The organism is Streptomyces sp. 378 (assembly GCF_030124145.1).
In the GTDB taxonomy this organism is placed as follows: Bacteria; Actinomycetota; Actinomycetes; order Streptomycetales; family Streptomycetaceae; genus Streptomyces.
The window spans coordinates 164,183-190,658 of record NZ_JASKMS010000016.1 but is presented as its reverse complement, the minus strand read 5'-3'; the positions used below and the strand labels follow the sequence as shown (position 1 = coordinate 190,658).

Below are 26,476 nucleotides of genomic sequence, written 5' to 3'. Positions count from 1 at the left end.
GTCGATACGGACGGACGTGACCGCCGCACCCGGGATCGAGGACAGGAGCGTACGGCGCAGGGAGTTGCCGAGGGTGTAACCGAAGCCCGGCTCCAGCGGCTCGATCACGAACCGGGAGCGGAACTCATCGACGACCTCTTCGGTCAACGAGGGACGCTGAGCAATCAGCACGAGGTATTGCCTCCAGTGTGTGGCGCCCGCTATGTGACGCCGTAGACACCACAAAGGGTACGGGGTGGTTCGGCCTGCTGTGCGGCCGAACCACCCGACCTCGCCCGGCCCTGCTCAGGAGGGGGCTCCCTCACCGGCGGCCCTCCGTGGTGTTCTTCCGTGCCCCGCGCGGCCGTTCGGTCCACGAGAAGAGTCCGGGCCGGCTCCCGGCCGGCCCGGCGGGAGCCCCGTTGAAGCGGCCGGTGTGCAACTCCCTGCCAGGCGGCTTCCCGGCACGGGGCACCGTCCGGCAGCCAGCACTCGGCGACCGCGATGGTCGCCGTCTCCTGATGGGCGGCCCAGGCGGTGAGCATGCCCACGCGGTCGTCCGGTGCTGCGCCGCGCGCAGGGCGAGGCGATCCCCGGCCGTCCGGCCCGCTACGAGCCCCTGCGCGTCCCGCGCACCGCCGAGGCCCAGCGGGGATCCCGCGGCAACGCCGGCCTCCTGCACCTTCCCGACGGCCCAACCCAGCGTCGTAGGGACGCCCGGATGGCGGTCCAGGAAGCCACTTCTCCGGCGCGGTGCCGGAACCGCCGGGCGGTTCGGCGGGGTCCTTCTCGCCCAGGCCCACGTCGATGAGGAGCGGGGCTGCGTCGATGTCCTCGAAGAAGGTGTCCACGAGTTCGTCGCCCACGGCGAGACGGGTCACGGCGGAGTGCCGGAGCAGGTCGTACACGGGCTCGGCGGGGCCACCGAGCGGCCGGTTCTCGGTGAACCGGCGCTTCACCCCCGCGTCACCGTGGGCGGTGGTCACGGGATCGGTGTAGTCGCGCAACTCCCGGATGGCGTGGCGGAGGGACGCGATCGGCGGCGCCCACCTCGCGTACGCGGACTTCACCCGCACCGCAAGGGATGCTCATGCGCCCTGGTGTCCGTCGTACTTGAGTACGCGTGCTCATGACGGCCCCCGCCCCGCTCCTCGATCCTGGGCGTATGACACAACGGGGAATGGTGGCGGCCGGGGCCGCGCTCGTCAGTGCGGTGCCCGTGGCCGCCTGGGGGCTGATGGGACAGCAGAACCACGACGGGCTGCCGGCGGGTGAGCTCGACTACGCGTTCCAGCCGTGGGACATCGGCGACGGCGTGGCCGCGGTCGCCGGAGGGCTCGCGCTGGTGCTGGCGGCGGCCGGTGCGACGGTGCTCGTGCGAGGGTCGCTGCGCGGGGTGATGGACCGGCGCTGGTGGGGGGTGCTCGGACCGCTGGTCGTGCTCGGGCTCCTGGCCGGGGTGGGGTGGCGGATCCTGACCGCGGGGAGCATCGGAGCCAACATCGGAGCCGGGCTGCTGATCATCTTCGGTACGCCGGTCGCCGCCGGGCTGCTGCTGTGGTCCCTGGCGTGGGCGTTCTGGCTGGTCACCCAGCGCCACGGGCACGAGGCCGGCACAGACGTGGGCGGGTTGGCCTCCCGCGGGGTGTAACACCCGGGCCGTGGCCGAAACTCCACGCCGGGCGGGTGGCGGGAGGGGCTACATCCGTACAGCATCCGGGAGTTCTTCTAGGTTGGTGTGCGGTCCCCCTTCCTCACCCTCACAGGAGGCCCCGCCGTGTCCGATGACAGGCTGCGCGACCGTATCGACACCTCCACGCCGCACTCGGCCCGCTTCTGGAACTACTTCGTCGGCGGCAAGGACTACTACGAGGTCGACCGCGAGATCGGCGACCAGATCAAGTCGATCTTCCCTGGGCTCGTCGACGTGGCGGTCACGAGCCGCCGGTTCCTGGGGCGGGCCGTCGGGTATCTGGCCGGTGAGCAGGGTGTGCGGCAGTTCCTGGACGTCGGCACCGGCCTGCCCACCGCCGACAACACCCACGAAGTCGCGCAGCGCGTCGCACCCGACGCCCGGATCGTCTACGTGGACAACGACCCCGTCGTGCTGGCCCACGCCAACGCGCTGCTCACCAGCACCGCCGAGGGCAGGACCGCCTATCTGGACGCCGACCTGTACGACCCCGAGGCCGTCCTCAAGGCCGCCGCCGGCACACTCGACCTGTCGCGGCCGGTCGGCCTGATGATCCTCAACACCCTCGGCCACGTCGCCGACTACGAGCAGGCGCGCGAGCTGGTGCGGCGGCTCATGGCCGGGCTTCCGGCCGGCAGCCACCTGGTGATCAGTGACAGCACCGCGACCAGCGAGGGCATGATCGCCGCGTCGGAGGCGTACAACGCGAGCGGGGCGGTGCCGTACCACGTGCGTACGGTCGCCGAGATCGCCGGGTTCTTCGAGGGCCTGGACCTGGCCGAGCCAGGGGTCGTGCGGGTGCCCGAGTGGCGACCGGAGGCTTCCGGCGACGCCGCTTCCGGTGCCGCCGTGGACGCGTACTGCGGGGTGGGACGGAAGCCGTAGGCTCCCCGTTCACCCGTCCGGGCCGATCACCCCAGCCCCTCCGCGCCCCCACGGGATAATCAGGACATGCCCGCCCCTCCCCCCGTCTCCGAGCCCGCCGGCCGGCTTCTCGGTGATCTGCTGGCGGTGGGTGAGGCCTACGCTCTCGTCCTCGCCGGCGGCTACGCGGTGCTGGCGCACGGCCTGGTGGAGCGGGCCGGGCGGGACGTGGACGTGGCCACCGAGCACCCGGCCGCGATGGAGGTGATCGCCGGCAGCGTCCGATCCGGGCTCGTGGGGCGCGGCTGGCTCGTGCGGACCCTGGAGACCGAGCCGCTGTCCGCCCAGTTCCTGGTCACCGACGCGGCGAGCGGCGCGGAGTGCGAGGTCGGCGTCCACAAGGAGATGCTGTGGCGCCCGCCCGTGCCGACGGAGCTCGGTCCGGCGCTCTCCCTCGACGACCTGGTCGGCACCCGGGTACGGGACCTGGCCGACCGCGGACTCGCACGCGACCTGGTCGACGTGCACGCCGCCTCGGCCCGCTGGAGCCGCCCCGAACTGGAGGAACTCGGCCGCCGCCACGCACCCGACAGCTTCGACCTCACCGACCTCCAGGCCCGGCTGACCGGCACGGACTGGCTGGACGACAGGGCCTTCACCGTCCACGGTCTCGACGCCGCCGCCGTACCCGAACTGCGCCGCTGGGCCCAGGAGTGGGCCGACGACATCGCGGAACGCCTCATCGAGGGCGAGGCCCCGGAGGAGGAGTGACCCGCCCGCCCCTCACGGGACTGACCGGTCGGTACCCTGACCCGATGGGGAACGGGGCAGCCGGGCAGGTGGGGGTCGTCGCCGCGCTGGTACGCGCGGCGTTCCTGGTCGACGGTGTGTACGCGGAGACCAGCCGGGCCCACGGACTGACTCCGCAGCAGGGCCAGTTGCTGTGCGTGCTGATGGCCCAGCCCTACGGGATGAGCGAGCTCGGCGAGACCCTCGGGCTGGCGAAGTCGAGCCTGACCGGGCTGGTGGACCGGACGGCCCGGCGGGGACTGGTACGGCGGGAGGCCGACCCCCGCGACGGACGGGCCGTGCGAGTGGGCCTGACGGACGAAGGGGCCGCGCTCGCGCGGACGTTCTACGCCGAGACCTGCCGCCGCATGGAGGCCCTGCCGTCCGGGCTGAGCGCCGCCGAGCGGGGCCGGCTGGCCGTGCTGCTGTCCCGGGTCGTGGTGGACAACGAGGTTCCCGAGGTGTTCGTCGAGGCCGGGCCGCTTCCGGTGACCGGCACCGGCACCGGCACCGGCACGGACTAGCGGACACCCCCTCAGGAGCCGCCCGGCGGGCTCGTCTCAGCAGCGCGCCGTCCGAGCTCCTCCCGCTTCGCCGCGCCCATCAGCAGCGACGTCACTGCCGCCGACCCGACGGCCAGCGCGGTCATCGCCCCGGCAGGGGAGGTCAGTTGAGCGAGTGTCCCCGCCAGCGCCGCGGCCACTCCCTGCATCGTGAGCATGCCCGCCGAGTGCAGCCCCAGGGCATGGCCCGTGAGCCCGTCGGGTGTGAGGGCCACCAGTCGTTCCTGCTGCACGAGGCTCGCGCCGAACCCGACGGAGGCCAGCGTGACGGCGGCCGCCGCGAGGGGAAGCGCCGGGTGCAGCAGGAACGGCACATAGGGGAGGGCGAGGAGCAGCAGGAGAGGGAAGCCCAGGCGGGAGCGCAGGCCCGGTGGGAGCACCCGGCCGACCAGCACGTCCCCGGCCAGCATGCCCAGCGCGGCGCAGGCGAAGAGGGTGCCGGCGGAGGCGGGCGCGTAGGAGACGTAGAGGGATTCGCAGCCGACGACGAGGCCGTTGGGGATCCACAGGGCCAGGAAGACCTGGCGGCGGGGCGAGCAGGACCAGAGCAGCGCGTTGGCGCGCCAGGTCGCCGACACCGAGGGGCGGCCCGTCGTACGGGGCGGGCGGCGGGTCAGGCCGAGGCGGACGACCACGGCCGCCAGGGCGTACAGGGCGGCGGCCGCCAGCAGCGACAGCCGGGGGGACAGCAGGGCCACGAGCGCGCCGCCGGTCGCGTAGCCGGTGATCTGCATGAGGCCGCTCATCATGTTGAAGACCGAGCGGCCGAGCAGATAGCCGTCCTTGGCGAGGATCTCGTTGAGCAGGCCCCAGCACACTCCCCCGCCCACCGACTCCACCAGCCCTTTGGCGAGGACGATCGCGAAGATCGCCCCGACGGGCAGACCGGGCAGGGCCAGGGCGGCCGTGGCCGCCGCGAACAGCAGGGGCAGGGCGGTCAGGGCGGCACGCGGCGGCAGCCGGTCGGCCGCGGATAGCAGGAAGGTCGCGCCCAGCACCTGCACCAGCGACGAGCCGAACATGCTCACCGCGGACAGCAGCGGTGACGCGGTCGCCCGGTACACCAGGGTGCCCAGGGCCAGTCCGCCCATGGTCTGGGCGACCGTCTGCGCGGACGCGGCGAGGAGGAACGGGGTGATCTCGGGGGTTCGGAACAGTTCGCGGTAGCTGCGCATGGGGCGGAGTCTTCGGCGCCCTCACTCGCGCGGTTACTGTTTCGCACTGACGCGAAACCTCGGGGAGGAGGTGGCCGGTGGGCTGGTGGCAGATCAACGCCGACACCCTGGCCGGGAGCCGGTTCGTGATCTCGCCGTTCGCCGAGGCCTTCGCGAGTCTGCGGCTGTTGCAGGCGGCCGAGGCGGCGCATCCGGGCGAGCGACGGTGGCTCGACGCCCATCTGCCGGCCTACCGGCGGCGGCTGGCGCGGGACCCGGTGACCGCGCGGCTGATCGGCGCCGGGATCGGGCGGGAATGGACGGCCGACTTCCTCTCCCCCACCCCGCGCGACGGGGAGACCTTCGAGCAGGGGGTCGCTCGGGTGCGGGCGGCCGATCCGGCGGCGGCCCGCACGGACCTCACCGTCTCGCTGCGCGGCCCGGTCCCGGCCCCGCTGCACCGGGACGACCTCCCGGAGCGTGCCGCGGACCTGCTGACGTACGTCTGGACGACGGCGGTACGGCCGTACTGGCCCCAGCGGCGGCGCGTCCTCGAAGCGGATGTGGTCGCGCGGACCGCACAGGTCAGCAGTGGCGGCTGGGCGTCCGCGCTGGACACGCTGCGGCCGGGGACGCAGTGGCTCGGGGAGAACCGGCTCCAGGTCAACGCGCGCGAGTACCCGCCGCGTGAGCTGTCCGGCGCCGAGCTGGTGTTCGTGCCCGTCACGACGCAGCGCGTCGGCTGGGTGGCCTGGGAGGGGACGGCCCGGTACGCGCTGGTCTACCCGTGCACGGGGGCGCTGGCCGATCCCGGCGGCAGGCCGGTGCCCGCGAGCCTCGGCGCGCTGCTCGGCGCGGCCCGCGCCGGTGTGCTGGTCCGGCTCGGCTCGCCCCTGAGCACCAGCCAGCTGGTCGCCGTGACCGGGCAGGGGCTCGGCTCGGTCGGGCGGCATCTGCGGGTGCTGCTGGACGCCGGTCTGGTGGAGCGGCGCAGGGCGGGCAGGTCGGTGCTGTACTCGCGGACGGCGGCGGGGCGGGTGCTGGTGGAGGCCACCGAGGCCCGCGACCGGCCCGGCACCCGGCGGAGCTAGGGTCTGCTCATGACGACTACCAACGGTTCCTCTCCCCTCGATGTCGAGATCGGTGCCCTGCAGGGCGGTTCCGCCGACCTGTCCCAGTACGCGGGCAAGGTGCTGCTCGTGGTGAACGTCGCCTCCAAGTGCGGCCTGACCCCGCAGTACACGGGCATGGAGAAGCTTCACGAGCAGTACGCCGCGCGCGGCTTCAGCGTCCTCGGTGTGCCCTGCAACCAGTTCCTGGGGCAGGAGCCCGGCAGTGCCGACGAGATCGCCGAGTTCTGCTCGGCGACGTACGGCGTGACCTTCCCGATGACCGAGAAGGTCGAGGTCAACGGCGAGGGGCGGCACCCGCTGTACGACCGCCTGACCGGCTTCGCCGACGCCGAGGGCCACAGCGGGGACATCCGCTGGAACTTCGAGAAGTTCCTCATCGGCCGCGACGGCCGGGTGGTCGCCCGCTTCTCGCCGCAGACCGAGCCGGACTCGGCGCAGGTCGTGGCCGCGATCGAGGCCCAGCTGGCCTGAAGGCGGCCGGCGGGGCGTTGACCTTGCCCCTGGGACAGGCCCGAGTGTCCTCGTCGTCGGGCGGAAGAGCCGCCCGACGACGGAGGATGGGATGCCGTGGTGGACGGACCGGAACGGGACCTGGAACTGCTCACCATCGGGGCGTTCGCCGCGCGTGCCCGCCTGTCGGCGAAGGCGCTGCGGTTGTACGACCGGCTGGGCCTGCTGGCCCCGGCGCACGTCGACGCGGCCACCGGCTACCGCTACTACCGCGCCGGGCAGGTCGAACGGGCCCGGCTCGTGGCCCTGCTGCGGCAGCTGGACATGCCGCTCGCCCGGATCGCCGAGGTGGTCGCGGCCGGTGACGGGCCCTCGGCCGCCGCACTGCTCGGCGCGTACTGGGCGGACGTCGAGGCGCGGGTGGCCGGGCAGCGGACGCTCGCCGAGTACCTCCGTGGACGGCTGTCGGGGAGGAGCTCCGAGATGTACGGGAAGTTCACGGTCGAGACGGTGGAGGTGCCCGCCCAGGTGGTGATCTCCGAGAAGCGGCACACCCTGGCGGACGAGCTGCCGGCGTGGATCGGGGCGGCGCTGGGCCGGTTGGAGGAGGCGGCCCGGGAGTGCGGGGGCGTGGCCGGGGTGCCGTACGTCGCCTATCACGCGGAGGTGTCGATGGAGAGCGACGGCCCCGCGGAGGCATGCGTGCCGGTGGCCGACGAGGCGGCGGCCCGGGCCTGGGCGGAGCGGCGGGGGAAGGCGTGGGAGACGGCGGTGCGGGTGGAGCCGGCCCGGCGGCTGGCCTACACCAGGATCGCCAAGGCGCAGGTGGCGCACCCGCAGATCCTGGCCGCCTTCGAGGCGGTGGAGGAGTGGATGGCGGCGGAGGGGCTGACGGCGACCGGCCCCTGCCGGGAGCTCTATTTCGCGGACTGGGCGGCGACGGGCCCTGGGGACCCGGTGTGTGACGTGGCGTTCCCGGTGAGCTGATCCCGGAGTTCCGCGGGCACAAGCGGAGCCCTCTCGGCAAGGACGGCGATTCTGGTCGAGAGGGCTCTGTCGGTGGTGCTTGTGGTGCTCGTCGTGCTGTCGATCGCGGGGATCAGGCCTTGACCGAGGCCACGAAGGCGCTCCACGCGTCGGCGGGAAACGCCAGTTTGGGGCCCTCGGGGATCTTGGTGTCCCCGAGCTCCAGGGCCTCGTCGACGGTCGACCTGACCATCACGCACGCGCCGTTGTTGTTGGTGTAGGAAGACGTCGTCCACGTTTCCGTGGCGCCCAGACGAATTGCCATGTTCGCTCCGTTGCCAGTTGCGTTTACGCCAACCGGTGCTGATGGTTGGCGTGATCGACGCTACTCGCCAACCTCCTCGCTCGGAGCAGCCATTCACTCGACTGGATGGCATATTCCAGGGGAGACTTCCAGTCAGGCGTGTCAGGGGTGTAACATCCCGCGCTTTCGCCCCACCAGAGGTCCGCGCCCGACGTCAGGTCAGCGCGCGTACTCCTTCGCCACCCGCTCGATGAGCTGCCGGGACTGGTCCACGTTCAGCGACTGGGCGCGCAGGTGCTCGTACATCACCGTGTACTTCTGCACGTCGAGCGGCTTCTCCAGATACAGGTCGCTGGTGACGCCTTCGATGTAGACCACGCTCGAATCCGCGGCGTCGGCGAACTCCAGGATCGAGTACTGGCCGTTGATGCCCGCGTGCGCGCCGACCTCGAACGGCAGGACCTGCACGGTGATGTGGGGCAGCTGCGACATCTCGATGAGGTGCTCCAACTGCTCGCGCATCACCGGCCGGCTGCCGACGATCCGGTGCAGGGACGCCTCGTCCAGGACCACCCACAGCCGCAGCGGGTCCGTGTCGGCGGTGATCCGGCCCTGTCGGCGCAGCCGGACCTCGACGCGCTTGTCGTTGTCCGCCTCCGACGCCTCGGGCGAACCGCCGCGGATGATGGCCTCGGCGTACGCACGGGTCTGCAACAGGCCGGTGATGATCTGGGGTTCGTACACTCTCAGCGACTCGGCGTCGGTCTCCAGGCCGATGTAGACGCTGTAGGGGATGTCCCCGAAGGCGTGCCACCAGCCCTGCTGCCGGGAGTCCTTGGCCATCTGCATCAGCGAGTCGACGATGCGCTGGTCCTCGACCTCGTAGACCCCGCACAGGTCGCGGACGTCGCGCTGGCTGATGCTGCGCCGCCCGTTCTCCAGGCGGCTGATCTTCGACTGCGACACCAGCAGCCGCTCGGCCACCTCTTCGGCCGTCATGCCCTTGAGCTCCCGGAGCCTGCGGAGCTCCTGGCCCAGCCGGCGCCGCCTGACGGTGGGATTGACATTGGACGCCACGGGACGTGCACCTCCGGCTGCGTGCCTCTACTTTGCGTATCTGCTGCTGAGCAGACTGCCACCAAGGTGCTTACTACCGCTGGGAAACGGTGGATATGCGACGGGTACACGCCAGTTCGGGGCACGGCACGCCGAGCGGGGCGGAGAGAGTGTGCGCTCTCTCCGCCCCGCTCGGACAGCGGCTCCCGTGACCGGGCTCATGGGCCCCATGGTGCATGTGGGGCGAGTGGTGCGTGGTGCGTGGTGCGTGTGCCGGTCGTAGGTCGTACCGGCGCGGCGCGGCTCAGTGGGCCGCGACGCGCGCCATGGTTCCGTGACGCGGTTGCATCGGAACGCCTCGGGCGGGTTCCGATGTGGGCCTGGCTCCGCCGGCGGCCTGACGGCCGGACGGTGCCGGGTTACGGCGTGGCTGGGCCGCAACGCCGTTCTGGACGTCCATCACCGCGTGCGCGACGAGGCCGCCCATGGGGTCGTGCCTGATCAGGTCCCGCAGCCGGGATCGAGAGGAACGCCCCTCATTGCCCGGGTACAGGTGCTTGCCGAGGCCGACCGCGTGAGCGAGGGCGGCGAGCGCCGCGGTCCGCGGGTCCGGCGGTACGCCGGTGCGGATCGCGGAGTCCAGCCGGGCCCTGATCTCCCGGCTGATCTCGGTGTCCGTCGCCTGGTAGCGAGTCGTCGGCAGCACTCCGCACATCTGGCCGGCCACGGCATGCACCATGCCGCACCGCTCCAGATGCGAGAGGTAGGTCTGGCGGAGCCCGAGACGCGGCCCGCCGATCCAGTGGACGGCGCGCACGGGAGCGCCACGCCGTCGCAGCAACTCCAATGCGCAGTCCAGTGTTGGATCTCCTGTCGGCCGTGGTGCCACCACGGCGATACGATCCCCGTCTGGGGCTATCCGTCCGGCCAGCGCCAGCTCCACTAGCTGTGCTCCGGCCAGACCGAGGTCGAGCGACTGCGGCTGTGCGGTGGTACCCGTGGTCGGGTCCAACGCCAGCAGCAGAAGCTCCTCCGGAAGTGTTCTGCGGCTCCTGCCCATCCATGCCTCCCCGCGTGGATGAAAGACAGGGTGACCCCTCTCACATTGGTCTGTCGAGGGTGCGTGACCGGTTCGTAGTGGAACCAGTAGGTATGTCGTTCTCGTCTACCGGATGGGTTTGGCCCGCACACAGGACACTGGTACATGGTTCGGACAGCGCCGAGCGGTGTCACGGGCGGCGGTTCACGGTTCGGTACGCGTACGCGGGGAGTGCGGCGCGAGGAGGAGGCATCGGTGGCGGGCGAGTCCCCCGACAGGTCGAAACAGCGCGAGTCGTCGGCACCAAGGACGTCGGGGAGCGCGAGTCCGGTTCCGGAGGCCAGGAGCGAAGCCGCCGACCCGCGGCTCGCGGTGGCTCGGGACGCGGAGAGGTCCTCGGCGCGGGGTGCTGCCGACACGGCGACCCGCGTGCTGTCCACCCGGACGGCGGAGGACCCCGAGAACGGCGAGCGCGCCGCGCGCGGCTCGGACACGGGGAGCGACGCCGAGCGGCGCGCGTCCGGCTCCGCCGAGGGGTCCGGGGGCGTCAAGGGGTCCGGCGGGTCCGGGGCCGGGGAGTCATCCGACGCCGGGGGCGGTGACGGGCGGTTGCGGGATGCGGTCGCCGCGTGGGTCGCCTCGGCGGACGGGGGCGAGAAGCCCGCCGCCGCCAGCGGCGACGGCGGGGACGCCGAGGACGGCCGAACGGCTGCCGAACACACGGCCGAGGCCGGCACGGACGGCCAGGAGACCGGGAAGGCCGCCGGGGCGCCGGAGGCCGGCCCGGACGCCGAGGACGAGCGTGCGGACGGGTCCGCGGACGGGTCCGCGAAGAACGACACCGACGCGAGCGGCGCCGAGCGCGCGGACGGGCCTGCCGAGAGCGGCACGAGCACGGGCACGGACGCCACGGGCCGCCGTGAGGCCGAGCGCGACGAGGCGCCCCAGGACGCCGCGGACGAGGCCGACGAGCCCGACGAGGCCGAGGCGGACCGTTCCACCACGCGCGGCAGCGCGAGCGCCACCACGGCCGGTGAGAAGACCGGCGACACCGGCGACAAGGCCTCCGGGCCCGCGGACCCGCGAATCCCCGGCCCGGCCAAGGCCACGCCGAAGCCCGCCGACGCCCAGGCCCCTGCCACCAAGGCCGAGCCCGAGGACGCCGTCCCCCAGGACGCGCCCCAGCCCGCCGACGGCAACGACGCCGACGCCAAGCCCTCACCGAAGGACACCGGCACCAAGGCCCCGGCCCAGGACGCTGACCGCACGCCCACGCCCAAGACCCCCGACGCCAAGCCCTCGCCGAAGGACGCCGACGCCAAGCCCCCGGTCAAGGACGCTGACGGCAACCACGCGCCCGCGGCCCTCGACGCCGAAAACATCGACGCCAAGTCCCCTCACACCAAGCCCGCCGACACCAAGGCCGAGCCCGAGGACGCCGTCCCCCAGGACGCGCCCCAGCCCGCCGACGGCAACGACGCCGACGCCAAGCCCTCACCGAAGGACACCGGCACCAAGGCCCCGGCCCAGGACGCTGACCGCACGCCCACGCCCAAGACCCCCGACGCCAACGACGCTGACCGCACGCCCGCGCCCAACGCCCCCGACGCCGCAGGCGTCGCCGAGGCGCCCGCCGTCGCGGGTGAGGCACCCGCCGACAACGTCGGCAAGGACGAGCCCGGCACGACCGAGGGCGGCGGAGCCGCCGGCACCGGCACCGCGCCCGCGTCGGACGACGGCACCGACGACGCCGCGGCCGAACGCCCCGTCGACCAGCCCACCGCCGTCTTCAAGGCCGTGCGGCCGCCCGTCGATCAGCCCACCACCATGCTGAAGCTCGGGGGCGGGACCAAGGACGCGCCCGAGAAGGATGCCGAGCGGACCAGCAAGTTCGTCGCGCTGAAGCCCTTGGACGAGCCGGCGGCCAGGAAGCCGGCCCCGGCCGAGGCCACCGCGCCCGTCCCCACCGTCGGCCCCGAGCGGACCACGCAGCAGCCGCTGCCGCCCAAGCCGCCGCTGGACCTGCTCGCCGAGCTGACGAACACCCCGCCGCCCCCGGAGACGCCGCTGCGGACGGCCGCCCGGCGGGTGAAGATCTGGACGCCGCTGGTGCTGCTGCTGGTGGTCGTCTTCGCGGTCGTGCAGAGCGTGCGCCCGCTGCCCACGCCCACCCTGGAACTCACCGCCAAGGACAATTACACCTTCGAGGGCGGCAAGGTCGACATCCCCTGGCCCGCCGAGGGCCAGGCCGCGCTGGACGTCCAGGGCATCGGCACCTTCGGGTCCTCCGGTGAGCAGAAGCCCGTCCCGATCGCGAGCGTGGCCAAGGTCATGACCGCCTACCTCGTCCTGCGCGAGCACCCGCTCAAGAGCGGCGAGGACGGTCCGAAGATCCCGATCGACCAGGCCGCCCAGGACCAGTCCGACGCCGGACAGGAGTCCACCGTCGACGTCACCAAGGGCGACGAGATCACCGAGCGGGAGGCTCTGGAGAGCATCCTGATCGCGTCCGCGAACAACGTGGCGCGGCTGCTGGCCCGCTGGGACGCGGGGTCCGAGAAGGCGTTCGTGCAGAAGATGAACGACGCCGCCGAGGACCTCGGCATGAAGAACACGACGTACACCGACCCGTCGGGCCTGAACAACACGACCGTCTCCACGGCAGTGGACCAGGTGAAGCTCGCCAAGGCCGCCATGCAGCAGCCCGTCTTCCGCGAGGTCGCGACGATGATGTCGTACGTCGACTACAAGGGGAAGAAGCACGACAACTGGAACCGGCTGGTCGGCTACAACGACGTCACCGGCATCAAGACCGGCACCACCACCTCGGCGCTCGGCAACCTCGTCTTCTCGGCCAAGAAGGACGTGAACGGCGAGACCCACCGGATCATCGGCGCGGTCGTGCGCCAGCCCGCCGGCGGCCCGGACAACACGATCCTGGGCGCCGCGCTCCACGAGGGCGACAAGCTGATCCGGGCCGCGCAGGGCGCGCTGGAGTCGGCGACGATCCTGAAGAAGGGCGACGTCGTCGGGTACGCCGACGACGGTCTCGGCGGCCGCACGCCGGTCGCCGTCACCGAGGACGTCACGGCCGTCGGTTGGGCGGGCCTGTCCGTCAAGCTCACGTTCGCCGGGGACGACCTGCCGCACACCGCCAAGGCCGGCACGAAGGTGGGCACGCTCACCGTCGGCGACGGCACCACCAGCGCCGTGAAGGTCCCGGTCGCCCTCCAGAAGGACTTGGTGGAGCCGGACTTCGCGGCCAAGCTCACGCGACTCGGCTGATCCGGGGCGCGAGCCCGCACCACCGCATCCCGCCGGTGACGGCCCGTCCGGGCACTGTCCGGCGGGGTGCGTGCTAGCGTCCCGAATCGGGGACAGGCCGCCGTTCGCGGCGGCGCGGCGGTGAAGCCGGGAAGAACACGAGAAGAGAAGACGGGACACGGGGAGTGCCTTCGAGTGGCCACTGCGGAGCCGACACACGCAGACGACGCCGATCCGGGCTCGGTATCGGGCCCGCGAATAGGCGTACCCGACGCGCGGGACGCCGGCGCGTCTGAAGACAGCGGGGAGCGGTTCGAGTGGCCGGCCCCCGTACTGGCGCTGCGTGAGCGCATGCTGCGGCATCCCATCCTGTCGATCACCGGCCTGGCCGCGGCGCTGCACATCCTCTGGTTCTTCACGTTCGCGAACAGCGGTGGCGATCTGGCCGCGCAGGACGCGTGGGCGGAGTTCGTCGGCCGGCATCCGGACTCGGCGTACAACCTCGCCTGGTACGGCGGGATGCACCCGGTCTCCTACAGCGTGGTGTCGCCGTATCTGATGTCCGTGCTGGGCGTGCGGACGACGATGATGATCGCGGGGACGGTCTCGGCGGGGCTGCTGACCCTGCTCCTCCTGCGCAGCCGCTCGGTCCGCAATCCTCTGTGGGCGTCGCTGGCGGGCGTGTTCGGGCTGTTCTGCAACGCGGTGTCCGGGCGCGTCACGTTCGGGCTGGGCATGATGTTCGCGCTCGGCGCGGTCACCGTCGTGTTCTGCTGGCCGTACCGGTGGCGGTTCAAGCGCTGGGCGAAGGCGCTGAGCGCGGCGCCGCTGGCCGCGCTGGCCACCATGGCGTCGCCGGTCGCGGGCCTGTTCGTGGGTCTGGTGGCGGTGGCGCTGTTCCTGCAGAAGCGGCGGCCCGGCGCGTGGGCGCTGGGTCTGGCGCCCAGCGCGGTGGTGGCGGTGTCGGCGTGGCTGTTCCCGTTCTCGGGCACGCAGCCGATGATGATCGGCTCGGTGCTGCTGCCGCTGGCGTTCTCGGTCCTCGCCTACGTGCTGGTGCCGCAGGAGTGGAAGACGGTCCGGCTGACGGCGGCGGTGTACGGCCTGGGGGTCGTGCTGGTGTGGCTGATCAGCTCCCAGATCGGTTCGAACATCACGCGCCTGGCGATGTTGTTCGCCGGGGTGGCGCTGGTCGCCGCGCTGCCGTTCACGGTGCCGCGCAGCCGCAAGTGGTACACGGCCGTCGTGGCACTGTGCGGTTTCGGGGTGTGGATCGGCTTCAAGACGGTCGACGACATCGTGCACACGGCCCCGGCGGCGTCCTGGTCGCGCGAGCTCGCGCCGCTGGTGAACGAGTTGCAGGAGGTCGGCGCCGAGAAGGGCCGGGTCGAGGTGGTCCCCGCCCGGTCGCACCGCGAGGCCTCCGCCCTCGCCCCGTACGTCAATCTGGCCCGCGGCTGGAACCGCCAGGCCGACATGGAACGCAACCCGCTCTTCTACGACGACACGCTCAACTCGGCGAACTACCACGAGTGGCTGAAGCGCTGGGCCGTGCACTACGTCGTGCTGCCGAAGGGCGAGCCGGACGGTGACGGGGGTCAGCGGGAGCGGGCGCTGGTGCGGCGCGGGCTGCCGTATCTGACCCAGATCTGGGGCAACGACACCTGGCAGCTGTTCAGGGTGACGGCCCCGACCCCGCTGGCCGGGCCGAACGCGGTGGTCGAGCGGGCCGAGCAGGGCGAGATGACCCTCCAGGTGAGCAAGGCGGGCCGGATCCTGGTCCGCGTCCCGTACTCGCCGTGGCTGAGCATCGTCGACGCGGAGGGCAAGAGCCTGAAGCCGCCGCAGGAGACGGAGGAGTCCAAGAACCGTCCCGAGGGCGAGCCGAAGACGTACGTGAACGTCAACGGCTGCCTGGCGGAGACGGAGGAGGACGCGCAGGGTGACAAGTGGACGGAGCTGGTGGCCCCCAAGGCCGGGACCTACCGCCTGGCGGCGCCGTACCAGCTCCCGCGGGGCACGCCCTGCCCGGAGGAGCTGCGCTGACCGGTCCGCGGTCCGCCCCTCTCGCGCCCCACCGAACCCACCGTTCCCGTTCGATTACAGTGCTGAGCTGTCGTACGTATGGACGGTGCCCTGGGAGGTCTAGGTGGGTGCGACTGCCGGTGCCGTCTGGGGCCGTACGGAGCAGCAGGACTTCCGCAGCCGGGTACGGGGCACCATCCTGGGTGTGGCCGTGGGGGACGCGCTGGGGACGCCGGTCGACGGGCTGACCCTGGAGGGAATCCGGGAGGCGCACGGGGCGGAGGGCTTGGTGGACCTGGCCCCCGCCTACGGCAGACGCGGCGCCGTCACGCATCTCACCCAGCTCACCCTGTTCTCCGTCGACGGTCTGATCCGGGCCCAGGTCAGGCGGGACACCGGCGCCTGGCATCCCCCGACCGATCTGCACCGGGCCTATCTGCGCTGGGCCGCCACGCAGCGTGACTGGGGGCCCGACGAGCGGCGCAAGGAGGACGGGTGGCTGGCGCGGGAGGAGTGGCTGTACGCGCGGCGGGGCCCCGGCCGCGCCCTGCTGCTGGGGCTCGGCGACCAGACCATGGGGACGCCGGAAGCGCCGAAGAACCCCGGTGAGGCCGGGCCCGAGGCGGCCGCCCGGTCCGCTCCGTTCGGGCTGCTCGTGGGCTGGGAGCCGCAGTTGGTCGTCCAGCTGGCCGTCGAGTGCGCGGCGCAGACCCACGGCCATCCCACGGCCTCGCTCGCGGCGGGCGCGTACGCCGTGATCGTGCACGCGCTGGCTCTGGGCGAGAGCCTCGACGGTGCCGTGCAGCGGGCCTTCGGGCTGCTGGCCGCACGGCCGGGGCACCAGCCGGTGTCGGACGCGCTGCAGCAGGCGCTGGGCGCGGTACGGCAGGGCATGCCCGGCCCGGAGCGCGTGACCGAGCTGAGCGGGGCGGGTACGGCGGAGGGGCTCGTCGCCGCGGCGGTGTACTGCGCGCTGGTCGCGGCCGATGTCCGGCACGGGCTGTGTCTGGCCGTGAACCACGACGGCCCGTCCGCCGCGACCGGTGCGCTGACCGGTGGTCTGCTCGGCGCCCTGCACGGCGAGACCGCGCTGCCGCCGGGCTGGCTGGCCGAGTTGGAGGGCCGCCCCACCATCCTGGAACTGGCCGACGACTTCGCCATGGAGATGACCCAGGGCCCGTCCCTGCACGGCCCGGGAGGCTCCTCCCCCGGCTGGCTCGCCCGCTATCCGAGAGCCTGACCGGCGGCCCCGCCCGGCCGCCGGACTCCGGCGACGGCGGGGCCGTCGGCCCACCGGCCGCCCGGCAGGTGCTCGGTGGGACCGGCCGGCCGTGGGGTCAGTTCTTGACCGTGCGGACCACGTCGTCCGTGGGACCGGCCGGTGCCGGGATCGTGGCCGCCGCCGCACCGTCGTCGTCGGTGTTGATGCGCTCGATGATCGCCAGCCGCTCCGGGGTGTCCTCCGGCCTGATGTAGCCGACGAGGATGTAGAGGACCAGGGACACCGCCAGCGGGATCGACACCTGGTACTGGAGCGGCACGCCGCCCTCGACGTTCCAGTTGACCGGGTAGTTCACCAGCCAGAAGGCGAGCAGGCCCATCGACCAGCTGACCAGGGCCGCCGTGGGGCCGGAGCGGCGGAACGCGCGCAGCAGGCCCAGCATCATCGGAATGGCCATCGGGCCCATCAGACCGGCCACCCACTTGATGACGACCGTGATGATGTCCTTGAACGCGGGCGAATTGACCTGGGTCGCCGCCGCCATGGACAGGCCGAGGAAGACGACCGTGGCGATCCGGGCGACCCGCAGGCCCTGGCTCTGGTTCCAGGTGCGGGCCCTCGCCCAGATCACCGGCGCGCAGTCCCGGGTGAACACGGCCGCGATGGCGTTGGCGTCGGAAGAGCACATGGCCATGGTGTGCGAGAAGAACCCGACGATGACCAGGCCCAACAGGCCGTGCGGCAGGAGTTGTTCGGTCATCAGGGCGTAGGAGTCGGAGCCGTCCGGCTTCTGCGAGTCGACCAGCAGCGGCGACATCCACATCGGGAAGAACAGCACCAGCGGCCAGACCAGCCAGAGGATCGCCGACAGGCGGGCCGAGCGCTCGGCCTCCTTGGCGTTGGGCGTGGCCATGTAGCGCTGGGCCTGGTTGAGCATGCCGCCGTTGTACTCGAAGAGCTTGATGAAGAGGAACGCGAGCAGGAACACCGTGCCGTACGGGCCGACCAGCGGTTCCCCGTGGCCCTGGAGTTCGGGCGAGTCCCAGACGCCGAAGAAGCCGCCGTGGTCGTCGAGCCGTACGAAGACCGCGGCGAACATCGCGATGCCGGCCAGCAACTGGATGATGAACTGCCCGAGTTCGGTCAGCGCGTCCGCCCACAGGCCGCCGATGGTGCAGTAGATCGCCGTGATGGAGCCGGTGATGAGGATGCCCTGGTTGAGGGAGATCCCGGTGAAGACGGACAGCAGCGTGGCGATCGCCGCCCACTTCGCGCCCACGTCCACGATCTTCAGCAGCATCCCGGACCAGGCCAGCGCCTGCTGCGTCTTGAGGTCGTAGCGGTTCTTCAGGTACTCCAGCGGGGAGGCCACATGGAGCCGTGAGCGCAGTCGGTTGATGCGCGGGGCGAACAGTTTCGACCCGATGGCGATGCCGAGGGCGATGGGGAAGGACCAGGTGACGAAGGAGGTGACGCCGTAGGTGTAGGCGATGCCCGCGTACCCGGTGAACATCACCGCGCTGTAGCCCGACATGTGGTGCGAGATGCCGGAGAGCCACCACGGCATCTTGCCGCCGGCGGTGAAGAAGTCGCTGACGTTGTCGACGCGTTTGTGCGACCAGACGCCGATCGCGACCATCACGGCGAAGTAGCCGATGAGCACGGCCCAGTCGAGACCGTTCATGAATCCCCTTCCACGGTGCTGCCGCCAGGGTCAGGCATGTGAACTCTGGGTTCGGTGACGTGCGCACGGCAAGCAAGGGGAAGGTCAAGACCACGTAAAATAGTTCGGTGAGGTGACCTCAGTTCATGTACATGGACGAGAGGGTGTGGCCGGAAATCGCCGTCAGCGCATCAGCTCACCGGCATTCACCAGGAGCGACTGTCCGGTGATCGCCCGCGCCCGGTCCGACGCGAGGAACACCGCCGCATCCGCCACGTCCCCGTCCGTCGCCAGCTCCGGCAGTGCCATCCGGTCCGACAGCCTGCCCAGCACCTCCGCCTCCGACACCCCCTCCGACTCCGCCGCGAACTGCACGTACGCCCGCACCGGCGGCCCCCACATCCAGCCGGGCAGCACGGTGTTGACCCGGATCCGGTACGGCCCGAGTTCCCGCGCGAGCGAGTACATCGCGCTCGTCAGCGCGCCCTTCGACGCCGCGTACGCCGCCTGCCGCACCTGCGAGGGGGCGGCCACCGCCGACTGCGTCCCGATGAACACCACGGATCCACCGCCCTGTTTCAGCAACGGCAGACAGGCCCGCGTCATGCGCAGCGTGCCCAGCAGATTCACATCCAGCACCGCCCGCCAGGACGCGAAGTCGGCGTCCTCCAGCCCGCCGAAGTGGCCGTCGAACGCGGCCACGTGGACGACGGCGTCGATCCCGCCGAACCGCTCGCGCGCCACCTCCGCCAGGGCCTCGCACTGCGCCTCTTCGGAGATGTCCGTGACCCGGTACGCGGCACACGCCCCGCCGGGGTCGATCTCGGCGGCCGTCTTCGCCAGGCTCGCCTCCGTGCGGGCCCCGAGCACGACCCTCCCGCCGTCCCGTACGACCGCCGCCGCGACCTGCCGCCCGAGCCCGGCCCCGACCCCCGACACGACGACCGTCTTCCCCGCGAGCAGTGACATGGCAGGACCTCCCCGGACCGGAACCCTGGCGTTCTATCTGACGGAGCGTCAGAGTATGAGCGAGCCGCCGACGAAGGGGAAGGGCATGAGCGAGGACACCCGCAGCGAGCTGTACGCCGAACTGGCCGCCGTCGGCCCCTACGGCACCCACCCCGGGCACGCCCTCATCACCATGGTCGAGCCGCACCCGGGCCACGAGTACGCGTACAACCGCTGGTACGAGGACGACCACTACTACGCCGGCGCGATGGCCATGCCCTGGATGTACGCGGGCCGCCGCTGGGTGGCGACACGGGACCTCCAGCTGCTGCGCTACCCCGAGAAGTCGGCGATCGCCCAGCCGGTCACCGCCGGCTGCTACCTCTCCACGTACTGGATCACCGCCGGCCGCTACGACGACCACATGCGCTGGACGGTCGCCGTCAACAAGCGACTCAACCGGGACGCCCGCGTCTACCACGACCGCACGCACGTCCTCACGGCGTTCCAGCACCACGAGGCGACGGTGTACCGCGACGGAGCGGCCGGCCCCCGCGACGTCCACGCCCTCGACCACCCCTACGCGGGCCTGGTCCTCCAGGTCGTCGAGTCGGACACCCCCGGGCAACGCGCCTCCCTCCTGGAGTGGCTGCGCACCCGCCACCTCCCCAAGCGCCTGGCGGGCTCCCCGGCCGCGCTGGTGACGGTCTTCAGCCCGACGCCCCTGCCCGGCGACCGCATGACCTATGTCAAACAGGTCGAGGGCGTCGACACCCGGCTGACCCTGCTGTGGTTCCTCCAGACGGACCCGAGGGAGTGCTGGGACCCCTGGTTCACGGGCCTCGACGCGGCGGTGGCGGATTCGGGCCTGGGCAGGGTGGAGCTGGTGGCCCCGTTCATCCCGACGGTGCCGGGCACGGACACGTACGTGGACCGGCTCCGCTGAGCCGGGCGCGTCAGACACACCGGGCGAACAGGGCGGCCGCGTTGCCGTGGCACACGGCCTGCAGCCACGCGTCGCCGAGGCTCAGGCCCTCCGGGCAGGGCGGTGGAGTCACTGCAGGAGGAGGGCGTCTCCGCCGCGTGATCGGTCACCGAGGCCTCCGTCACACCGCCAGTTCGGCCCACACCGTCTTGCCGTGGGCCGGTGCCTCCACCACACCCCAGCGGTCCGCGCACGCCGAGACGATCCGCAGGCCCCACCCGCCCTCCGCGTCGTCCGCGACCGGCCCCGAGGGCCGGGGAACCCGGTCGCCCCGGGCGTCGGTGACCTCGATGCGGAGCGTGCGGTCGGCGCGCAGCTTCAGCGCCAGCCGGAAGTCCCTGCCCCGGACGCGTCCGTGCAGCACGGCGTTCGACGCCAGCTCCGCCACCACCTGCACGGCGGCGTCCTGGGACGCGCCCCACTCGTCGAGCTGGCGTTCGGTGAGCAGGCGAGCCAGTCGAGCGCCTCTTCGAGTGGCGGACAACTGGAGCGTGAAGTGACGTACGGGGGCGTTGATCCCGGCGTGGGATTTCTGACTCATGTCACCCAGCGTGGTCATCCGTCCCTACTCTGAACAGCGACGACCTCGGTACGGAGGGTGACTGTCCGGACGCGTCACGAGGTCGTACGGCTCGTACGTGGGAGGGGAAGGCGTGGAGGACGAGGAAGCGGCGGCCGTGCTCAGGACGGTCGGGCGGCAGATCAAGATGTGGCGCGAGGCGGCGGGGCTGAAACAGGCGGAGTTGGGCTCGGCCATCGGCTACGGGGAGGAGATGGTGTCGTCCGTCGAGCGGGCGCGGCGCATCCCCAAGCCGGACTTTCTCGACAAGGCCGATGAGGTCTTGGGGGCGGGCGGCAAGATCTCCGCGATGAGGGAGGACGTGGAGAAGGCGCGGTATCCGAAGAAGGTACGGGACCTCGCCAAACTGGAGGACGAGGCTCTCGAACTCGGGGCCTACGACACCCATCAGATCAACGGGATGCTTCAGACACCGGAGTACGCCCAGGCGTTGTACGCCATGCGCAGCCCTGCCTACACGGAGGACGAGATCGAACGGCACGTCGCAGCGCGCATGGCGCGGAAGGCCGTCTTCGACCGGCTACCGCGACCGCTCATCACCTTCGTCCAGGAAGAGACCACGCTACGGCGACCGGTCGGGGGCAGAATGGTGCTCCGGCACCAGCTCGAACACCTGTTGGAAGTCGCTCAGTTGCGGCACGTGTCGATTCAGATCATGCCGACCGACCGTGAGGACCACGCGGGCATGGCAGGTCCGTTTCGGCTCCTGAAATTCCAGGACGGCAAGGTGCTGGGGCACTTCGAAGCCCAGTTGCACAACCGCGTGATCAGCGAGCCCCGCGACGCCCAGATCCTCGACATGCGCTATGGAATGATCCGGGCGCAGGCCCTCTCACCCCGAGAGTCCCTGGCCTTCATTGAGAAAGTTCTGGGAGACGAGACGTGACCACTGAACTCGCCTGGTTCAAGAGCACCTACAGCAGCAACGACGGACCTGATTGCGTCGAGGTCGCCATATCCGCTCAGGCACCCACCATCCATATCCGCGACTCCAAGAACAAGGAGGGCGCCCGGCTGTCGTTCACCGGTGGTGCCTGGTCGGAGTTCCTGGAGTTCACGGCAGGACGCTGACGTCCGCGAACCTCTCCAGCGCCCCGGGATCCAGCGTCCGGACGCGTGCCACGTCCGCCCGGGCCTGCTCCGGTCGGCCCATCGCCGCGTGGAGAACGGCCCTGCGGCACAGGGCCCAGACGTACCCCGGCCGCATCTCCACCGCCCGGTTCAGGTCGGCCAGGGCCTCCGCGTGGCGGCCGAGCCGGGCCAGTGACTCCCCCCGGCTGGCGTGCGCCGACGTGTACGCCGGGTCCAGGGACAGCGCGATGTCCAGGTCGGCGACCGCCTCCTCGTCGCGGCCGGCGGCGCGCAGTGCGTCACCGCGTTCGCAGCGGGCCCAGGGCCAGTCGGGGTTCAGGGCGAGGGCCCGGTCGAGGTCGGCCAGTTGGCGGTGGGGGTCGCCCAGCGCACGCCACACGCGGGCGCGGCGGGCGAGCGCCCAGGCGTAGTCCGGGTCGAGGTCCAGCGCCCGCCCCAGGTCGGCGAGGGCCGCTTCCGGGTCTCCGGCACGCGCGTGCGTGGCGCCTCGGGACGCCCAGGCGAACTCCAGGGCGGGGTCGAGCCGGATCGCTTCGCTCAGGTCCCGGATCGCCTCGGTGTCGCGTTCGGCGATCCGGTGGTGTTCCCCGCGCAGGGCGAGGGACCAGGCGTTGCCCGGGTCCAGTGCGACGGCCCGGTCCAGGTCGGCGATCGCCCCGTCGTGGTCGCCCAGGTCTCCCCGGATCCCGGACCGGTTCCGGTGGGCGACGGCCGACTCCGGGTCCAGGGCGATGGCCCGGTCGTACTCGGTGAGGGCCTGCGCGTGCGCGCCGGCGCCGCGCAGTTCGTCGCCCCGTACGACCCGGGCCCTGGCCTGGGTCCGCGTGTCGAGTCCCGCACGGCGCAGCAGCAGCCCGAGGGCGGCGACGATCCCCTCCGTGTCCAGGGCCGTGGTCAGCTCGGTGCCCCAGCGGGCCGTCGCCTCGGCGTCCGCGTCCGTCCCGGCGTCCACGAGCGCACGGGCCCACCGCCCGGCCGTACTCGCGCCCGTGTCGCACGCCTGGACGAAGTCACGCAACGCCTGCGGCAGCGCGTCCCGTTCTCCCGCGCAGAGCCGGTGATACGTCTCCTCCAGGCGCAGTTCCCGCCAGGTCTCGTCCGCCCACGGTTCCCCGGTGCGGCCCGCTCCGGTCTCCTCCCGCCAGCGCCCGAAGAGTTCCGCCAGGTGCCGTTGCCGCTGCGCCCAGCCCCGCGGGGACCGGCGGCGTTCCGCACGCAGCATCGGGGCCCGTACGACATCGTGGTAGCGCAGGCGTTCCCCGGTTCGGTCGGTGACGAACGGCATGCCCCGCAACCACGCCCACACGCGCTCCAGGTCCTCCTCCGGGCACTGGGTCACCGCCCGGAACACGTCCCCGTCGAGCCACCTCGGCAGCGCGCAGGACAGGGCCGCGGCCCGCCGTACCGGGTCCTCCTCCCACTTCAGGAAGCGCTCCACGGCCGTCGCGCTCGGGTCGCCCACGTCGTCCGGGTCGGTGGGGCGGGACGCGGCGAGGGTGGAGACCAGGACCGGCAGGCCGCCGGTGAGGCGCAGTACTTCCTCGACGACCGGTTCGGCGGTCACGCCCTTGGCGGCCAGCAGGCCGCGCGCCTCCGTCTCCGTGAAGGGGGCGAGCGGGAGGTCCGTCACGAAGTCCGCCAGGCCGCCCCAGCGGGCGGGGGCCAGGGGGGTCCGGCCCGCCGTGACCACCATCGCCGTGGCGGGCATGCCGCCGTGACGGTCCGTCGTCATCGTCTCGTGCAGCCAGGGTTCCAGATACGGGCCCGTCCGCTCGTACGTGTCGAGGAAGAGGGTGATCCACGGGGCGGCCGTGTCCGACAGTTCGCGCAGGAGTACCGGGGTGAGCACCTGCTCGGGGGCGAGGACCAGCTGGAGGTCGTCGTGGTTGCGGAAGCGGGCGATGAGGCTCGCGCGCAACCGGTCGGCGACGTGCGCGAGTTGGTCCGCGTCGAGCATCCCGGCCAGCGGTCCGACCACGGGCACCATGCCGGCGGCGACCACCCCGGCGCGGGCCGCCATCCTCCCGCCCACCGACGGGCCGGCGTTCTCCGGGGGCGCGTCCAGGACCGCCAGGGCGGCCAATTCGGCCTCGTGGCGGCGTTCGCGGTGGGCGGCGAGCAGACGGTCCAGCTCCTTCAACCGCGTGCCCTGGGCGGCGAACTGGCGGCTGATCTGCGCCATCACCTCCGGCAAGCCGGCCGTGCTGTCGTCGACGTAGGCGGTCAGGGCGCCCCGTTCGCGGGCGATGTGCTCCAACTCCCGCAGCAGGAAGGTCTTTCCGACGCCCGCGTTGCCGTGCACGTGGAAGCGGAAGCGGTGGCGTTCGTCATGCGGGGCGGTGTCGAAGTTGGCGCGGAACGCGGCGCGTTCGGCGGAGCGGCCGACGAAACCGGCCCGACTGCGCTGTCTGATCAGCTCCTGCATGGTCGGTCTCGTCTGCGCCATCCGTACGTTCCCCTCGACTCGCCCGGCCGGCTTCTCGCCGTCATTCTCGCGCAACGGCCGCGGGGTACACCGGACGGCCGCGCTTGGGGAGAATGATCGGCATGGCCACCTCCACATCACGCGGCGCCCTGTCGCTCGCCGCCACCCTGCTCACCGCGACCATCGCCCTGTACATGGCGCTCGTCGCCTTCGGGAACATCACCGACTTCGGGACCAACCAGCAGTTCGTCCGGCATGTGCTGGCCATGGACACCACGTTCAAGGACGAGGACCTGATGTGGCGGGCCATCACGAGTCAGGGGCTGCAGGACGCCGTCTACGTCGGGATCATCGTCTGGGAGACCCTCGCCGCGCTGGTCCTCATATACGGGAGCTGGCTGTGGGTCAGGCGCGATGACCTGCGCGCCCGGCGGATGTCCGGTTACGGGCTGCTGATGGTGATGCTGCTGTTCGGGGCCGGGTTCATCGCGATCGGCGGCGAGTGGTTCTCGATGTGGCAGTCGGAGAGCTGGAACGGGCTGGACGCCGCGACCCGGATCTTCCTGTTCAGCGGGGTCGTGCTGATCGTCAACCAGCTGTCGGCCCGGCGCGGGGAGACGCCCGCTACCTGACCACGGTCACGGTCGTGCCGACCGTGCCGAACGCCCACAGTGCCGTGCCGTCCGCCTTCCGCATCCTGACTCCACCCGTCTTGGTGCCGGAGGCGGCGGGCGGCGGCGAGGCCCCGTCGACGGCGTTGGAGAAGGCGACGGAGACGCCGGACTTCGCGGCGAAGTACATGATGTGCTCGATCTGGACGCCGTCCGAGCCGGTCGTGGCCGCGTTGCGCGACGACACCGTGTAGCTGCCCGGGTCGGGGCTGACCGAGCCCGGCCAGACGGTGAAGGTGCGGCGGGTGGCCTCGCTCGCGTCGACCAGCCACACCCGCTTCTCGCCGAGGGAGTAGACGATGCGTCGGCCGGTGCCGGAGCCGTCGGGCACCCTCGCCGGGGCCGGGGCGGTGGGGGCGGGTTGCGCCGAGGCCGTGCTGCTCGGCTTGGCCGACGTGGCGGTGGGGCGCGGGCCTCGGTCGGCCTGTACGCCCAGGACCGTCACCGCGGCTATCGCTCCCACGGTCAGCCCGGTCACCCAGGCCCACGAAGGAAGTCGGGCAGGCACCGGCACGCATCTCCTCAGTCACGGGACCCCGCACCGAAACGGGGTTCCGATCATCGTACTGCGCGTCCGCCGTCCCCCCGGTGCCTCAGGGGCCCCGGTCGCCTCAGGGGCCGCCGGCGGTCTTGCGGACGGGGACCGGGCCGGTGCCGGCGCCGCGGGCGGTGTAGCGGGGGGCGCGCACCGGGGCCGGGTAGGAGAGGTGCACCAGACGGGTCTGCTCCTGGCGCATGTGCGTCAGCGACTCGAGGATGTAGCCCACGAGCAGCACGAGTGCCGCGATGGTCATGATCGCGGCGGCGAGGATCGCCGTGGGCACCCGGGGCACGGTGCCCGTCTCGACGAAGTCGGCGATGACGGGGATGCCGAGGACGACCGAGACGAGGGCCAGGAGCCCGGCGACGACGGTGTGGACCAGCGAGGGGCGCTCACGCCGGGCCAGGTCGAGGATGACCCGCAGGATGCGCCAGCCGTCCCGGTAGGTGCGCAGCTTGCTCTCGCCGCCCGCGGGCCGGACCCGGTAGTCGACGACCACCTCCGCCGTGGGCAGCCGCAGGTGCAGCGCGTGGATGGTCATCTCGGTCTCGGTCTCGAACTCCCGGGCGAGCGCCGGGAAGGACTTCACGAAGCGCCGCGAGAAGACGCGGTAGCCGCTGAGCATGTCCGTCACGTCGTTGCCGAACAGGGACCGCACCGCCCCGGTGAGCAGCTTGTTGCCGACGGCGTGCCCGGCCCGGTAGGCCCCGTCGTCGGTCACCCGGCGGGCTCCGACGACCTGGTCGTACGGTCCCTCGAAGAGCAGGTCCACCAGATCCCGGGCGCGGGAGGCATCGTAGGTGTCGTCGCCGTCGATGATGAGCAGCGCGTCGGCGTCGACGTCGGCGAAGGCGCGGCGGATGACGTTGCCCTTGCCCTTGCGGGTCTCCTCCCGCACGATCGCGCCGGCCTGCCGGGCGACCTCCGCGGTGCGGTCGGTGGAGGAGTTGTCGTACACGTAGACGACCGCCTCGGGGAGGGCCGCGCGCAGGTCGCCGACCACCTTGCCGACGGCCGCCTCCTCGTTGTGACACGGCACGACACACGCGATCGTCGGTTCCACTGCCACT

At 72.1% G+C, this 26,476-nt stretch carries 25 protein-coding genes and 1 pseudogene; 14 read left to right on the top strand and 12 right to left on the bottom strand.

Going from position 1 to position 26,476, the window contains the following annotated elements:
* Nucleotides 1-171 (bottom strand): annotated as a pseudogene (locus tag QNO09_RS22370) (DNA-directed RNA polymerase subunit alpha); the annotation flags it as partial.
* A 29-nt stretch (nucleotides 172-200) separates the two neighbouring features.
* The gene (locus tag QNO09_RS40020; RefSeq protein ID WP_502962335.1) at nucleotides 201-1,049 is read right to left on the bottom strand and encodes a phosphorothioated DNA-binding restriction endonuclease family protein; all 849 of its coding nucleotides are present in this window, start codon (nucleotides 1,047-1,049) and stop codon (nucleotides 201-203) included.
* 95 nt (nucleotides 1,050-1,144) lie between these two features.
* On the opposite strand from QNO09_RS40020, the gene QNO09_RS22365 reads away from it, so the two are divergent.
* From QNO09_RS22365 to QNO09_RS22350, 4 genes are all read left to right on the top strand, one after another.
* Entirely contained in the window at nucleotides 1,145-1,630 is a 486-nt protein-coding gene (locus tag QNO09_RS22365) for a hypothetical protein (protein WP_283972014.1), read from the top strand.
* A 126-nt stretch (nucleotides 1,631-1,756) separates the two neighbouring features.
* Nucleotides 1,757-2,557, top strand: a complete 801-nt coding sequence (locus QNO09_RS22360; RefSeq protein WP_283972013.1) for an SAM-dependent methyltransferase — start codon at nucleotides 1,757-1,759, stop codon at nucleotides 2,555-2,557.
* Between the two features lie 66 nt (nucleotides 2,558-2,623).
* Entirely contained in the window at nucleotides 2,624-3,307 is a 684-nt protein-coding gene (locus QNO09_RS22355; protein ID WP_283972012.1) for a hypothetical protein, read from the top strand.
* A 44-nt stretch (nucleotides 3,308-3,351) separates the two neighbouring features.
* Nucleotides 3,352-3,849 carry a MarR family winged helix-turn-helix transcriptional regulator gene (locus QNO09_RS22350; RefSeq protein ID WP_283972011.1) on the top strand — a complete coding sequence of 166 codons (498 nt, stop codon included), beginning with the start codon at nucleotides 3,352-3,354 and terminating at the stop codon, nucleotides 3,847-3,849.
* Between the two features lie 11 nt (nucleotides 3,850-3,860).
* On the opposite strand, the gene QNO09_RS22345 is transcribed toward QNO09_RS22350, so the two are convergent.
* Nucleotides 3,861-5,063: an MFS transporter gene (locus QNO09_RS22345; RefSeq protein WP_283972010.1), complete on the bottom strand. Its 1,203-nt coding sequence runs from the start codon at nucleotides 5,061-5,063 to the stop codon at nucleotides 3,861-3,863.
* A 77-nt stretch (nucleotides 5,064-5,140) separates the two neighbouring features.
* Between QNO09_RS22345 and QNO09_RS22340 the strand changes: the two genes are divergently transcribed.
* The 3 genes from QNO09_RS22340 to QNO09_RS22330 all read left to right on the top strand — a co-directional run bounded on the left by QNO09_RS22340 (nucleotide 5,141) and on the right by QNO09_RS22330 (nucleotide 7,612).
* Nucleotides 5,141-6,133 (top strand): ArsR/SmtB family transcription factor, encoded by a 993-nt coding sequence (locus QNO09_RS22340; RefSeq protein WP_283972009.1) that lies wholly within the window; start codon nucleotides 5,141-5,143, stop codon nucleotides 6,131-6,133.
* Between the two features lie 9 nt (nucleotides 6,134-6,142).
* Nucleotides 6,143-6,646, top strand: coding sequence for a glutathione peroxidase (locus QNO09_RS22335; protein ID WP_283972008.1), 504 nt, complete (start codon nucleotides 6,143-6,145; stop codon nucleotides 6,644-6,646).
* A gap of 96 nt (nucleotides 6,647-6,742) precedes the next feature.
* The gene (locus QNO09_RS22330; RefSeq protein ID WP_283972007.1) at nucleotides 6,743-7,612 is read left to right on the top strand and encodes a MerR family transcriptional regulator; all 870 of its coding nucleotides are present in this window, start codon (nucleotides 6,743-6,745) and stop codon (nucleotides 7,610-7,612) included.
* 112 nt (nucleotides 7,613-7,724) lie between these two features.
* Here QNO09_RS22330 and QNO09_RS22325 read toward each other — a convergent pair whose 3' ends face one another.
* From QNO09_RS22325 to QNO09_RS22315, 3 genes are all read right to left on the bottom strand, one after another.
* Entirely contained in the window at nucleotides 7,725-7,916 is a 192-nt protein-coding gene (locus tag QNO09_RS22325) for a DUF397 domain-containing protein (protein ID WP_102912542.1), read from the bottom strand.
* 198 nt (nucleotides 7,917-8,114) lie between these two features.
* Nucleotides 8,115-8,972: a helix-turn-helix domain-containing protein gene (locus tag QNO09_RS22320; protein WP_283972006.1), complete on the bottom strand. Its 858-nt coding sequence runs from the start codon at nucleotides 8,970-8,972 to the stop codon at nucleotides 8,115-8,117.
* A 283-nt stretch (nucleotides 8,973-9,255) separates the two neighbouring features.
* On the bottom strand, nucleotides 9,256-10,011 hold the full coding sequence (locus tag QNO09_RS22315; RefSeq protein ID WP_283972005.1) for a GOLPH3/VPS74 family protein: 756 nt from the start codon (nucleotides 10,009-10,011) through the stop codon (nucleotides 9,256-9,258).
* A gap of 408 nt (nucleotides 10,012-10,419) precedes the next feature.
* Here QNO09_RS22315 and QNO09_RS22310 point away from each other — a divergent pair, with 408 nt between their 5' ends.
* The 3 genes from QNO09_RS22310 to QNO09_RS22300 all read left to right on the top strand — a co-directional run bounded on the left by QNO09_RS22310 (nucleotide 10,420) and on the right by QNO09_RS22300 (nucleotide 16,519).
* Entirely contained in the window at nucleotides 10,420-13,275 is a 2,856-nt protein-coding gene (locus tag QNO09_RS22310) for a D-alanyl-D-alanine carboxypeptidase (protein WP_502962333.1), read from the top strand.
* A 174-nt stretch (nucleotides 13,276-13,449) separates the two neighbouring features.
* Nucleotides 13,450-15,300, top strand: a complete 1,851-nt coding sequence (locus tag QNO09_RS22305; protein WP_283972003.1) for a DUF8823 domain-containing protein — start codon at nucleotides 13,450-13,452, stop codon at nucleotides 15,298-15,300.
* Between the two features lie 103 nt (nucleotides 15,301-15,403).
* Nucleotides 15,404-16,519 carry an ADP-ribosylglycohydrolase family protein gene (locus tag QNO09_RS22300; RefSeq protein ID WP_283972002.1) on the top strand — a complete coding sequence of 372 codons (1,116 nt, stop codon included), beginning with the start codon at nucleotides 15,404-15,406 and terminating at the stop codon, nucleotides 16,517-16,519.
* Nucleotides 16,520-16,616: 97 nt separating this feature from the next.
* On the opposite strand, the gene QNO09_RS22295 is transcribed toward QNO09_RS22300, so the two are convergent.
* Entirely contained in the window at nucleotides 16,617-18,185 is a 1,569-nt protein-coding gene (locus QNO09_RS22295) for a sodium:solute symporter family protein (protein WP_283972001.1), read from the bottom strand.
* A gap of 162 nt (nucleotides 18,186-18,347) precedes the next feature.
* Nucleotides 18,348-19,133, bottom strand: coding sequence for an SDR family oxidoreductase (locus tag QNO09_RS22290; RefSeq protein ID WP_283972000.1), 786 nt, complete (start codon nucleotides 19,131-19,133; stop codon nucleotides 18,348-18,350).
* Between the two features lie 85 nt (nucleotides 19,134-19,218).
* On the opposite strand from QNO09_RS22290, the gene QNO09_RS22285 reads away from it, so the two are divergent.
* Nucleotides 19,219-20,058, top strand: a complete 840-nt coding sequence (locus tag QNO09_RS22285) for a hypothetical protein (protein WP_283971999.1) — start codon at nucleotides 19,219-19,221, stop codon at nucleotides 20,056-20,058.
* 160 nt (nucleotides 20,059-20,218) lie between these two features.
* Here the strand turns inward: QNO09_RS22285 and QNO09_RS22280 are convergent, their stop codons facing one another.
* Nucleotides 20,219-20,638 carry an ATP-binding protein gene (locus tag QNO09_RS22280; protein ID WP_283971998.1) on the bottom strand — a complete coding sequence of 140 codons (420 nt, stop codon included), beginning with the start codon at nucleotides 20,636-20,638 and terminating at the stop codon, nucleotides 20,219-20,221.
* A 112-nt stretch (nucleotides 20,639-20,750) separates the two neighbouring features.
* Here QNO09_RS22280 and QNO09_RS22275 point away from each other — a divergent pair, with 112 nt between their 5' ends.
* Nucleotides 20,751-21,563 (top strand): helix-turn-helix domain-containing protein, encoded by an 813-nt coding sequence (locus QNO09_RS22275; protein WP_283971997.1) that lies wholly within the window; start codon nucleotides 20,751-20,753, stop codon nucleotides 21,561-21,563.
* The gene (locus tag QNO09_RS22270) at nucleotides 21,560-21,748 is read left to right on the top strand and encodes a DUF397 domain-containing protein (RefSeq protein ID WP_283971996.1); all 189 of its coding nucleotides are present in this window, start codon (nucleotides 21,560-21,562) and stop codon (nucleotides 21,746-21,748) included. The genes QNO09_RS22275 and QNO09_RS22270 overlap by 4 nt, the downstream gene beginning before the upstream one ends.
* Here the strand turns inward: QNO09_RS22270 and QNO09_RS22265 are convergent.
* A complete protein-coding gene (locus tag QNO09_RS22265) occupies nucleotides 21,732-24,215 on the bottom strand; it encodes a tetratricopeptide repeat protein (protein ID WP_283971995.1) in 2,484 nt (827 codons plus the stop codon). The two genes, QNO09_RS22270 and QNO09_RS22265, sit on opposite strands and share 17 nt — an antisense overlap.
* A 101-nt stretch (nucleotides 24,216-24,316) precedes the next feature.
* On the opposite strand from QNO09_RS22265, the gene QNO09_RS22260 reads away from it, so the two are divergent.
* On the top strand, nucleotides 24,317-24,826 hold the full coding sequence (locus QNO09_RS22260) for a DUF2165 domain-containing protein (protein WP_283971994.1): 510 nt from the start codon (nucleotides 24,317-24,319) through the stop codon (nucleotides 24,824-24,826).
* Here QNO09_RS22260 and QNO09_RS22255 read toward each other — a convergent pair.
* Both QNO09_RS22255 and QNO09_RS22250 read right to left on the bottom strand, forming a co-directional pair.
* Entirely contained in the window at nucleotides 24,819-25,373 is a 555-nt protein-coding gene (locus tag QNO09_RS22255) for a hypothetical protein (protein WP_283971993.1), read from the bottom strand. The two genes, QNO09_RS22260 and QNO09_RS22255, sit on opposite strands and share 8 nt — an antisense overlap.
* 103 nt (nucleotides 25,374-25,476) lie before the next feature.
* Entirely contained in the window at nucleotides 25,477-26,475 is a 999-nt protein-coding gene (locus QNO09_RS22250; protein ID WP_283971992.1) for a glycosyltransferase family 2 protein, read from the bottom strand.
* Nucleotide 26,476 lies beyond the last annotated feature (1 nt).